Here is an 11,984-nt window from a genome sequence, read left to right as displayed (position 1 = left end):
CCATAAACTATTGTTAAACTATATAAGATGTAAATCACAGTATTTCTTCCCGCCAAACGACTGAGCGCCAAGCCGAATGGTGTTATGTTACTTTTCTCAATTCATTAATCATTCAAACTGATTGACATGACCAGGCTCCTATTCCTCGTGCTTTCGGTTTTACTTATCTTTTCGTGTAAAAATAAGAAGGAGGTAAAAGAAAAAACATCCGTAATGACCGGTTGTCATAGCACACAAACAACCGATAATGAATGGTACCTTTCAGGCAAAAAAGCGCCGATGTTTAAAGGATTAGAAGGGATCGATTTCAAAATATCCACGGCCAGTGAAGAAGTCCAGGCCTACTTTAACCAGGGAATGATGCTCTCCTATGCATTCAATCATGCAGAAGCGGCAAGATCGTTTTACGAAGCCGACCGGTTAGATTCAACCTGCGCCATGGCACATTGGGGTTACGCCTATGTCCTTGGCCCTAATTATAATGCCGCAATGGAAGACGGCAATTATCCACCTGCTTACGAAGCCTCCCTTAAAGCGTTATCCCTCTCGAAAAATTGCACTCCCCTGGAGGTTTCATTGATCCACGCTTTGACAACGAGGTACGAAGCAAAAGCACCTGTCGACAGGACCCATCTGGATGTCGCCTATGCGGCAGCGATGAAAAAAGTATATGAGCAATATCCTTCCGATCCTGATATTGGCGCTCTTTATGCCGAATCGTTGATGGATCTTCATCCGTGGGATTTGTATGAGAAGCAGACAAAAAAACCCAAAGCCTGGACGCCGGAACTGGTTTCCGTACTGGAACATCTGATAGAAACCCATCCGATGCATCCGGGTGCGCATCATTTCTATATCCATGCGCTGGAATCTTCAGTGACTCCGGAAAAAGCGCTACCCAGCGCAAGCCTACTGGATACATTGGTCCCCGGGGCAGGACACCTGGTACATATGCCTTCCCATATCTATATCAATACCGGTGACTACCATCTCGGTACCCTCGCCAACCTGAGGGCTGTGGAAGTGGATAGCGTATACACCACTGCCTGCCACGCACAAGGCGTTTATCCGCTCACCCTATATCCCCATAATTATCATTTCCTGGCAGCTACAGCCTCACTTGAAGGCAATTCCCAATTAGCCTGGAAGGCCGCCAAAAAAGTACAGGAGCATACGGCTACCGATATCATGCATCAGCCGGAATGGGGTACGCTGAAAATATTGTCAGTCGACACTTCCCTGGAAGAAATAACGATTTGGGGAATCAATACTATGGCCGACCTTGTACAAATTGCCACAAAAGTATTGTCCGGTGAGATAGCCGCCGGGCAAAATCGTTTTGACACCTCCATTTCTTTGCTTAAAGAGGCGGTGGAATTGGAAGACCATCTCAATTATAATGAGCCACCCAACTGGTTTTTCTCGGTGAGGCACCATTTGGGGGCAGTACTTCTCAAGGCGGGAAAATACAAAGAAGCCGAAAAAGTATACCGCGAAGACCTGCAAATAATATGGAAAAGGAATGGTTGGGCGCTAATCGGATTGTATCATGCATTGGTTGGACAAAATAAGGACACGGAAGCACAATCCGTCAAGTCCGATTTTGATAACGCATGGCAATATGCTGATATGGAACTTGTGTCTTCATCAAGTATTAGTCACTAATAAAACAACCCCCAAAAGTTAATCAGAACTTTTGGGGATAATTTATCAATTGGGCATCATTACATTCCCACTTAATCACTTTTCAACTATTTCGCCTTTCAACTCAGGCACCTAACCACTTAACCACCTTATTTTTGAATATTCGGCAATTCCAGTCCGTATCCTTTCTTCTTGTCCTCAGCTTTCAATAAGAAAGCGACGATCAGTGCCAGCACACCGAAACCGGTAAAGATCATCATCGGTAATGTATAATCATAGGTATTCACGGTAAGTCCATCGCGAACAGTTTGTCCCGTAATACAATATTTTTGTAATACCCAACCAATCAGCAAAGGAACTCCCATCAATCCCCAATTCTGCACCCAAAAGATAAGGGAGTAAGCAGTACCTAAGCGTTTCTCGGGAACGATCTTGGGCACGGAAGGCCACATAGCAGAAGGAACCAGTGAGAAGGCGATTCCGAGCATCACCACCAGCACCATCGCAAAAATCCAGCTATTCAATCCGGGTATGGAGAAGAGAGCATGGACTATTATCAACAATACCGAACCAATGATCATGATGGTGGCCCCCTTCCCTTTCCGGTCGTAAATACCTCCGAACAAAGGAGTTAACAATATATTACCAAAGGGGAGCAACATAGGGATCAATCCGGCAAGGTCTTCCTCCACGCCAAACTTGTTTACCATCAGGTCGGTCGCATATTTCAGAAACGGAAAGACGGCAGAATAGAAGAGTACGCACAAGATGGCAATGTACCACCATCCCCTGTTACTCAAAATCTTGCCAATATCTGCAATTTTGAACTCATCCTCCAGATTCTTCTCTTCCACTACATCTGCAGCTTCGGAAGCATCCAGTTTTTTATCCATTGCCACATAGATGAAGAAAGCGATCAGTCCGATACATAACCCGATCAAGGCTACGAGCACTGAACGGGATACATCCACAATACCTGTCGCCTTGGCAATCGGTACGGAGAATCCCAACGCCAAGGCGGTACCAATCCTGGCCATCGCCATCTCCATCCCCATGGCGGTTGCCAACTCCTTTCCCTTGAACCATTTCACGATGATCTTGGAGACGGTGATACCGGCCACTTCCACTCCCACGGCAAAAGTTGCAAAGCCTATACTGGCCATAAGCACCTGGCCATCCAATCCTAGTAGGGTTGTGCCTCGCAATGAATCACTAGATATCGCCCAATATTTAATCGCCGCACCGATCACCATGACCGCGGCGGCTCCCATACCGGTAAGCCTCACACCCAGCTTATCGAGGATGATTCCCCCAAAGATCAACATCAGCAAAAAGACGTTAAACCATCCATAAGAGCTAGTAAATGTTCCATATTCGGCACGGCTCCATCCCAGTTGTCCTTCCAGCAAACCGGCTAAAGGTGCCATGATATCCGTTAAAAAATAGCCGCACATCATTGTAAAAGATACAATAAAAAGTGCGGTCCACCTTGCCGCTGCAGAATCCCTGAGCGATTGTCTAACTTTTTCAACCATATTTTGTTATTTTTTCAATTTTTATTTTTGAACACGCAAATGTAGTGAAAACCGAATGAAAAGCCAAGTTTGATTGAGTTTTTCTGAGGTGTATCCTACATTATGGAAATGTAGTAAAAACCGAACGAAAAGCCAGGCACAAACTTAAATATCATCGACTTCCAAACGGTTCAGAAAAGAAGTGGTCTTTCGTATTTCCTTATACATCACAATATCTTCATCGATAAACGGTACCTCCTTGCGATACGCTTTCAATATTTTTTCGATTAAGGGAGATGATTTCAGGGGGCGCCTGAACTCCATAGCCTGTGCCGCGTTCATCAGTTCGATGGAGAGAATGATATCAAGGTTGTCCATCACTTTGAGTAGTTTGACTGCCGAAGTGGCTCCCATGCTCACGTGATCTTCCTGACCGTTGGAAGAGACAATAGAATCGGTACTTGCGGGGACGCAATACATCTTGTTCTGGCTCACCACCGAAGCCGCCACATATTGAGGAATCATAAAACCCGAATTGAGCCCCGGATTGGCCACAAGGAATTCTGGCAGTTCCCGTTTACCGAGGATAAGCTGGGCTGTACGCCGTTCGGAGATATTTCCCAATTCCGCCAGGGCAATCGCTAGAAAATCGAAAGACACGGCGAGAGGTTCCCCATGAAAATTTCCTCCTGATATGATCTCATCATCATCGGGAAAGATAGTAGGATTATCCGTTACAGAGTTAATCTCCGTCATCACCACCGATTTCACATAATTGATGGCATCCTTCGACGCACCATGTACCTGCGGTACGCAACGAAAAGAATAGGGATCTTGCAGATGTTTTTTCTCTCCTGAATGGATCTCACTTCCCTCCAGAAAACGGCGAATATTCCTGCCCGTTTCGAGTTGTCCCTGATGAGGACGGATCAATTGCAGTTTCTCATCGAATGGCTCGATGTGGCCATCGTAGGCATCGAGCGACATGGCGGCGATCAGGTCGGCTCGTCTGGAAAGCTTTTCTGCTTTCATGATGGCATAGACACCATGGGCCGACATGAACTGTGTACCGTTCAATAGTGCCAGTCCCTCCTTGCTCTTCAGCCGGATCGGCTTCCATCCGAATTCATCCAGTACCACACCGATATCCTGTTTCTTCCCCTTGTAAAAGACATCGCCTACACCGATCAACGGCAGGAAAAGGTTGGCGAGCGGTGCCAAATCTCCCGAAGCGCCTAATGACCCCTTGTCATATACTATAGGAAGTATATCGTTATTGAACAGGTCAAGCATCCGTTGCACTGTTGCTACCTGCACACCACTGTATCCCAATGAAAGTGCATATGCTTTCAACAGGAACATCAGCTTGACGATCAGTGGCGCAACTTCCTCACCCACACTACAGGCATGCGATTTCACCAGATTTTCCTGCAATGTACTCAGGTCATCGTTAGGAATGGTACGGTTATAAAGAGAACCAAAACCCGTAGTAATCCCATAGATCGGTCCGGTTTGGGTCTCCATCTTCTTATCAAGGTAATCACGGCATTTCTGTATCCTTTCCTTGGCTTCCGGCGCCAGTGCCACTTTAATATTCTCAGAAATGATCCATTTCAGGTCATCCAGTGTAAGCTCTCCTTTCCCTATATAATAGATATTTTTCATCCTATATGATTAGATTACTGATTTTACCCATTCAATCATCTCACTTTCTTTCATAAGCGTCTCTTTTTCAATACGATCACATTTTTCTCGTAATTCTGCCACAAATACAGTATCATTGATACCTCCCAAATTGGTACGGACGTTCAGGAGTGCTCCCATGATGCCCGTGCGACAAGCCATTAGTCCGACCATCCCGTCGGTCACCGCATTTTTATTCCCTTTCCGGATCGTTTCGATAATCGTACCGATCATACCATATGCACGTTCCGCCACTTCCATCGGGATGAGCGACGCGATTTTCATTGCTTCCTGAATTTTTTCACTGCGCAGTTTTTTTTGCTCATCTGTCTCTTTGGGAAGTTTATATGCGTCCATCACTAAACTGTATGCATCCGCATCACGGTCGATATCGTTGATGAAATGGGTTCTGTTCTCTCCCATCTCTTCTACGATCTTTTTCATTTGCTCCTCTACATCAGTATAGTTTTTTTTACCAATGGTCAGGTTAGCCATCATACCGGCCAATGCCGAGCTGATCGCCCCATTTAACGCCGAAGAACTGCCGCCGCCCGGAATAGCTTCGTTCGCAGCAGTTCTTTCTAAAAATTGTTTTAAAGTTAAATCCTGTAATTTCATAATTTTAAAATGATTATCCTCATTAGTCTTATTGGCATATTGAAAAGATGATTTTTCCCCGTTTTACAACCGTCTCCACAATATTCATCCCCACATGGTAAGGCAGGAATTTATAGGATGGAAATTGCAGTAATACCAGATCGCCCTGTTTACCCACATTGATGCTACCAATATGATCTGCCCGGTTGATAGCCGCTGCACTATTGATAGTAAAAGCGGTGACTGCTTCTTCGGGTGACAAACGCATATATATGCAGGCGATAGAGAAGAGTAAAGGAACCGAGGCAGTGAATGAACTCCCGGGATTAAGGTCGGTCGCCAGTGCCACTATACAACCCGCATCAATCATCTCCCGGCCCCGGGCATAATTCTCCCGCAACGAGAAGGCGGTGAGAGGCAATAACGTAGCCACCACACCGGCTTCTGCCATGGCTCGGATTCCCTTGTCCGACACCTGTAATAGATGGTCGGCAGAAAGGCAATGCAGCTCCGCAGCCAGTTCAGCACCACCCAAAGATACAATTTCGTCGGCGTGTATCTTCAATAGGAATCCATGCTCCCGTGCGGCAGAAAGATATCGGCGTGACTGTTCTATGGAAAAAACATCTTTTTCACAGAATATATCGACTGCTTCTGCCAATTTTTCCTGCTTCACAAGCGGGAACATCTCTCGGATATTAAAATCTATAAACGCATCCTCTTTACCTCTCCATTCTGCCGGTACGGCATGTGCTCCCATAAAGGTCGGCATGATATCCATCGGATGAGTTTGGTTGAGACGGTTCATCACCCGGAGTTGTTTCAACTCGGTGTCCTTGTCGAGCCCATATCCGCTTTTTCCTTCCACGGTAGTGATGCCAAGGCGCATCATCGCATCGAGCCGTTGCCGGCCGACCTCTACCAACTCTTCTTCCGAGGCTTCCCGTGTGGCACGGGTCGTATTGACAATCCCCCCACCCCGATTCATAATATCCATATAGCTTTCGCCACGCATCCGCCAAGAGAATTCTTCTTCCCGGTATCCGCCAAATACGAAATGGGTATGCGGATCGACAAATCCGGGGAGTAATGCTTTACCGGTAGCATCAATCACGGTATAATCCCGTTCATTGACGGGCACCTCTTCCCCGGCGCGGAGCACATGAGATATGATACCATCAGTTACAATCACCGTTCCGTTTTCGATCACATGCAGGTCACTCATCTCTTTTCCTCGCTTCCCTGAGAAACCGCTGCAAGTAACTACCTGGGTGGCATTTTTGATGATCAGGTTACTCATATTTTTCTCCTATTCCATCAATTGTGTCTCAAGTACTTGTCCGACGGAGAAATTCTCTAATCCCAGATAGTAGGTAACAGAGTCTACCAGCGCTTCCATCGGCACGAGGCCAATCACTTCGGCACCTACCACAGGCACCCCGTAACGCTGCGCTTCGATACGCACCAACTCATGAGCGCGGTAGATAGCCGTTTTGGTATAATCTGTCAGGTTCATCGATACCTGTGTAATGCCACGATCTTCCAACGCCACCCCCATGGCTTTACAGAACCGTAATCCTCCGCCTACATGGCGTACTTTCTTACTGATGGCAGTCGCAATTTCCAGATTATTTGTTCCCAGATTTACGTTATAGGCCACCAATGGCATACGGGCGCCAATAGCCACGGCTCCAGCCGTGGGATGGGGTTCTGATGGTCCAAAATCGGGCAACCATTCCGGTTGCTTCATTTTATTGCCCAATCCCTCAAATTCACCTTTGCGTACGACGGACAGATTTTCACGATGGGTTGCCGAAGCAGATTTTTCATAAAGGTAGACCGGAAGTCCGAATCTCTTTCCCACCGTTTGTGCCACCTCTTTCGATAAGGCTACCGCTTCTTCCATCGTCACATTTTTAATCGGGATGAACGGTACCACATCCACCGCTCCCATGCGGGGATGTTGCCCCTGATGTCGGGTAAGGTCGATCAACTCCACCGCAGTTCCTATTGCTTCGACCACCGCATTTTTCAACGCTTCCGGTTCGCCTGCCACAGTAATTACCGACCGGTGATGATCGGCATCACCACTGTAATCCAAGAGTTTGACACCCTCTTTACCGCGGAATGCATCCGCAATCTTCTCGATTTTCTGTTTGTCGCGCCCCTCGCTGAAGTTGGGCACACATTCCATGATTTTGTTCATAATTTGGTACTGATCTGAATTTTTTTCATCCAATATATTTAAACAAAAATAGTGATAATTTCAGCTATCTCGGTTTATTTATGCAATAATATCATTCAGCATCTCATCATCCACCAGATAAGGTTCGGTGATATGATATCCATCCGCATGTGAACGGTTGAAGGTATTCACGGTACTTATAGCATTGGGGTTACGTGCCCATGATCGGCGTGCCACACCTCCCATCACATCCCACAGCATGGCAGAACGCAAGATCTCATCCACCCGCTCGCTACCGTTGCATACCATGCCGAACCCGCCGTTGATTGCTTTTCCGATACCTACTCCACCGCCGTTATGCAGCGCAACCAGGCTCATACCCCGGGCAGCATTGCCGGCAAAGCATTGCACCGCCATATCGGCCATCACGTTACTGCCATCCTTGATATTGGCGGTCTCCCTGAAGGGAGAATCGGTGCCACTCACATCATGGTGATCACGTCCCAACATCACAGGGCCAATCTCTCCGTCACGCACCATCTCATTGAATTTCAATGCAATTTTCAACCGTCCTTCCGCATCCTGATAAAGGATACGGGCCTGCGTACCGACTACTAACTTGTTTTTCTCCGCATCACGGATCCAAATCCAGTTATCACGGTCCTGTCCCCGCCGGGTAGGATCGATACATTCCATCGCTGCCCGGTCGGTCAGCGCCAGGTCTTCCGGCTTACCGCTCAGACAAATCCAGCGGAAAGGGCCATAACCATAGTCGAACAATTCGGGTCCCATGATATCTTCCACATACGAAGGCCAGATAAAACCATCCTTCTCGTCCCTACCATTCTTCGATATCTCCTTTACTCCGGCATCATATATTGCTTTCATAAAAGAGTTCCCATAGTCAAAAAAGTAAGTACCTTTCTCCACCAACTTCCGGATCACCTCAAAATGGCGTCGCAGTGATACATCTACCAACTTACTGAATGTCGGCCTGTCTTCATGCAACAAACGGGTACGCTCTTCAAAGGTGATGCCGGCAGGGCAATACCCACCTGTATACGGTTCATGACAGGAAGTCTGGTCGCTCAATAACTCTATATGGATATGCTGTTCCACGGCATATTCCAATAGGTCGACAATATTTCCATGATAGGCAATGGAGAGCGGTTCGTGACGTTTTCTCGCTTCGTCTGCCCAGTGGAATGCTTTCGTCAGATCCCCTGTGACCCGTTGTATCCACCCCTGCGAGTGACGTGTTTCGATACGCGACGCATCCACCTCGGCAATTAGGGACACCGCACCGGCAATATCAGCCGCTTTGGGTTGCGCGCCACTCATCCCCCCCAAACCGGAAGAGACAAACAACCGTCCTCGTAAATCACCGTCCTGTGGAATACCCAGTTTCAACCGTCCCGCATTCAACAGCGTATTGAACGTACCATGTACAATGCCCTGCGGCCCAATATACATCCATCCGCCTGCAGTCATCTGTCCGTAGTTGGCGACCCCCATCTGTGCGGCGATTTCCCAATCCGGCAGATTATCGAACATACCTACCATCATCGAATTGGTGATAATTACCCTTGGGGCATCCGGTTTCGATTTGAACAATCCCAGCGGATGCCCGCTCTCAACTACCAATGTCTGCTCCTGTGTCAACTCTTCCAGATACATCTTGATCAGCCGGTACTGCATCCAGTTCTGACACACTTGTCCCGTTTCACCATAGGTGACCAGCTCATAGGGATACAGCGCGATATCAAAACAGAGATTATTGTCGATCATCACCTGAAAAGCTTTTCCTTCCACACATTTACCCTTATATTGGTCGATCGGTTTAGCATTCAGGTCACCTTCAGGACGATAACGATAGCCATAGATACGTCCACGTGTTTTCAGTTCTTCGAGAAATTCGGGAGCCAATTCTGCATGTAATCCGGCGGGAATATAGCGCAATGCATTTTTCAAAGCCGTTTTTGTCTGGCCGGGCGTGAGACTGTACCCGCGGTCAGGCGCACGACGGATTCCCTCGCGGAATGTGGGATATGGGGGCAATTGATCGGATAAGGTTATTTGCATACGAATATTTTTTAGTCGTAAGGTTATTCAGCACAACACAAAAGCCAAAGCGGTACAAAATATCACCGGATAGAATCGCCCGGCATCAGGACTCTCCATACTTCCGCCGGATAGTCCGATTCAATGATATCCGGATTAATCGTGATTGCTTCCTTATAGGCCGACGCTCTTTCCTCCGGCGTTCTCAACCGGTCGATCGATGGAGCATATGACACCATGCACCTGACACCTTTGGCCCGCAGTTGTTCCACAATATGCCCATTTTTATCGTTAATGGTTTGTCCCACATAAGCGATCATATTTTCCCAGGGAACGCCGGAAAAGGCGATATCTTCAAATTCCTCGTCATTCCTTGCGAAGACAGACAACATAATTCCCGGCAACCTGTCGGAATAATATCTGGCCTGTGCTCCTGTATGTACGGTAAGCATCACATGTTTTTCCGCCTTGTTCTTCTTGATCAAATCCACGATCATATCAAACGGCACATCTTTTTTATCGAGATTGACAACCGTCTTACCTTTACTCCATTGGATCACCTCTTCAAGTGTGGGTATTTCAGCGGCTGTAATATTCCCTTCAAGGTCTTTCAACCGCAACGACTGCAGTTCGGCGTAGGTATAATCGGAGAGATTTCCCTTCGCCGTCGTAGTCCTGTCCAATGTAGCATCATGCATAAGCACAATAACACTGTCTTTGGTCAGGCGGGGGTCTATCTCGAAGAATGCAGGCATTTGTGTCAGCACTTGCTGGAATCCTTCGATGCTGTTTTCGGGAAATCCAACCTCACGGCCTCCCCTATGTCCACTTACCAGTATCGAACTATCCCCTTTGTAGGCAAAATACTGATGCGTATCCTTGAGCTTCTTGAATTTAATATAATTCTCTTCACCTTTCCGACTCTTACATCCTTGTAAAAAAAACAGCGAAACCAATAAGAGAGAAATCGTAAAAAACAGATTGTTGTTGATTTTCAGCATAACGATTGATGGATTATTCAAGTTTTATCTTAAAAAATTCTCATCCCAAAAGTATAACATATTGATAGAAAAAACTAATATTTGGCCTATTAAACTGATAAAAAACAAGGATTTTTAAGGTACAGAATAAAATTAGGCGATATTATATTTACCATATTATGAAACTGTCAGTCAAGAAAAGTGGATACTGAAAAACAAAGCCCACCGGGCCGATCAAAAGTTCTCCACAGATCAGCGACACCTTGGCCGGCATGGACTTCTGCAGCATCCCGGATGAGGAATATGTGCGTCCATACTGCCTAGTGATTTCATATTTACATTCCAGACTTCATTAGAACAGCACTAACACGCATCTTATGTGTAGTGAATGAGTATGTGGGAGGAGTATACGGTTTGATATCTCTTTTCATGGGGGCTGCTTTTCCCGGGCCCGTAACTCCAATATCTATCAAAGTTGGAATAATACCATCATCGGGTATATTCAATACACCATCCTCTTTACCATTTGTGCCGGGATTTCCTCCCCAGGGATTGCGCATGGAAAAAAGTGCATTTGGATCAGTAGACAACAAATATGTATAAGCGTGACCAATTACTGTATTGGTATTACCAATAGGCTTTACTTGATTAAACCCTCCAACTACAAATTTGCCTTCCATTAAAGAATTTTCTACCATTACTTTAAGTTGATCAGCATTCAATACATTGGCGGGAAAACCAAAACTTTCGCCCTCACCTGTAAAAAGTGGGGGAACAACATGACTTCCAATTCCTCCAATCTCAGTATCCACTTCGTAAATTGCATTATATTTGATAATCGCTTTCTCCAGTAAAGTGCTCCAGCATGCTTTGTCGCTTTTGCTGGACACTATGTATTTTGAGATTTTCAAAATATTCCAGACAATCAGGGATAACGATTAAATTCTTTCATTCAAAACTTTTTTCTCGAAAAAACTTATTGACATTTTGTTTTGGAGTAGAAGTTATTGCTACGAAATTCACTTCCGGATATTCGTTGGCTAAAATATTAAATACAATTAGTTCTTCAATACACGGCTTACAAGTTATATCCCAAAAAGTAAGTAATGTAAGCTCTCTTTTCTCTCCTATATTTATTTAACTGCTTATCCCCTTCGGTCAAGTTGCTGATTTTACAAGCTCATTTCGAGAGATCGGTTCTGTTTCAACAGCCTGTTGTATTAACCGATAGAATAATTTACCCTGAATGTTGACATTTTCCTGTTAAAGCGGAAAGCAAATTCATCCAAATAATAGGGTGGCAACAGCTACTAATGTTTT

At 45.9% G+C, this 11,984-nt stretch carries 9 protein-coding genes and 1 pseudogene; 1 reads left to right on the top strand and 9 read right to left on the bottom strand.

Annotation, left to right across the window (positions count from 1 at the left end):
* Positions 1-126 precede the first annotated feature (126 nt).
* Positions 127-1,665, top strand: a complete 1,539-nt coding sequence (locus B4G81_RS13545; RefSeq protein WP_294083378.1) for a tetratricopeptide repeat protein — start codon at positions 127-129, stop codon at positions 1,663-1,665.
* A gap of 128 nt (positions 1,666-1,793) precedes the next feature.
* Here B4G81_RS13545 and B4G81_RS13540 read toward each other — a convergent pair whose 3' ends face one another.
* The 9 genes and pseudogenes from B4G81_RS13540 to B4G81_RS13500 all read right to left on the bottom strand — a co-directional run.
* Positions 1,794-3,179, bottom strand: coding sequence for an MFS transporter (locus B4G81_RS13540; RefSeq protein WP_294083376.1), 1,386 nt, complete (start codon positions 3,177-3,179; stop codon positions 1,794-1,796).
* Between the two features lie 144 nt (positions 3,180-3,323).
* Positions 3,324-4,823, bottom strand: coding sequence for a histidine ammonia-lyase (gene hutH / locus B4G81_RS13535; RefSeq protein WP_294083374.1), 1,500 nt, complete (start codon positions 4,821-4,823; stop codon positions 3,324-3,326).
* 9 nt (positions 4,824-4,832) lie between these two features.
* Positions 4,833-5,459, bottom strand: a complete 627-nt coding sequence (locus B4G81_RS13530; protein WP_294083370.1) for a cyclodeaminase/cyclohydrolase family protein — start codon at positions 5,457-5,459, stop codon at positions 4,833-4,835.
* Positions 5,460-5,487: 28 nt separating this feature from the next.
* A complete protein-coding gene (gene hutI, locus B4G81_RS13525) occupies positions 5,488-6,738 on the bottom strand; it encodes an imidazolonepropionase (protein ID WP_294083368.1) in 1,251 nt (416 codons plus the stop codon).
* Positions 6,739-6,747: 9 nt separating this feature from the next.
* Complete coding sequence (gene ftcD / locus B4G81_RS13520; protein ID WP_294083366.1) at positions 6,748-7,644, bottom strand: glutamate formimidoyltransferase; 897 nt, start codon at positions 7,642-7,644, stop codon at positions 6,748-6,750.
* 78 nt (positions 7,645-7,722) lie between these two features.
* The gene (locus tag B4G81_RS13515; RefSeq protein WP_294083364.1) at positions 7,723-9,705 is read right to left on the bottom strand and encodes a urocanate hydratase; all 1,983 of its coding nucleotides are present in this window, start codon (positions 9,703-9,705) and stop codon (positions 7,723-7,725) included.
* A gap of 62 nt (positions 9,706-9,767) precedes the next feature.
* Positions 9,768-10,691: a glycerophosphodiester phosphodiesterase family protein gene (locus B4G81_RS13510; protein WP_414703208.1), complete on the bottom strand. Its 924-nt coding sequence runs from the start codon at positions 10,689-10,691 to the stop codon at positions 9,768-9,770.
* Between the two features lie 308 nt (positions 10,692-10,999).
* A complete protein-coding gene (locus B4G81_RS13505) occupies positions 11,000-11,575 on the bottom strand; it encodes a C2 family cysteine protease (protein WP_294083360.1) in 576 nt (191 codons plus the stop codon).
* 247 nt (positions 11,576-11,822) lie between these two features.
* Positions 11,823-11,959 (bottom strand): annotated as a pseudogene (locus tag B4G81_RS13500) (IS1595 family transposase); the annotation flags it as partial.
* Positions 11,960-11,984 lie beyond the last annotated feature (25 nt).

The organism is Proteiniphilum sp. UBA5384, from assembly GCF_002410825.1.
Classification (GTDB): Bacteria; Bacteroidota; Bacteroidia; order Bacteroidales; family Dysgonomonadaceae; genus Proteiniphilum.
Note: the sequence above shows the minus strand (reverse complement) of the source record. Positions and strands in the feature narration are given on the sequence as shown.

Bases quoted from the DNA above. Each gene is read 5' to 3' on its own strand.
- B4G81_RS13545 (WP_294083378.1), top strand. From the start codon at position 127: ATGACCAGGCTCCTATTCCTCGTGCTTTCGGTTTTACTTATCTTTTCG.
- B4G81_RS13540 (WP_294083376.1), bottom strand. From the start codon at position 3,179: ATGGTTGAAAAAGTTAGACAATCGCTCAGGGATTCTGCAGCGGCAAGG.
- hutH (WP_294083374.1), bottom strand. From the start codon at position 4,823: ATGAAAAATATCTATTATATAGGGAAAGGAGAGCTTACACTGGATGAC.
- B4G81_RS13530 (WP_294083370.1), bottom strand. From the start codon at position 5,459: ATGAAATTACAGGATTTAACTTTAAAACAATTTTTAGAAAGAACTGCT.
- hutI (WP_294083368.1), bottom strand. From the start codon at position 6,738: ATGAGTAACCTGATCATCAAAAATGCCACCCAGGTAGTTACTTGCAGC.
- ftcD (WP_294083366.1), bottom strand. From the start codon at position 7,644: ATGAACAAAATCATGGAATGTGTGCCCAACTTCAGCGAGGGGCGCGAC.
- B4G81_RS13515 (WP_294083364.1), bottom strand. From the start codon at position 9,705: ATGCAAATAACCTTATCCGATCAATTGCCCCCATATCCCACATTCCGC.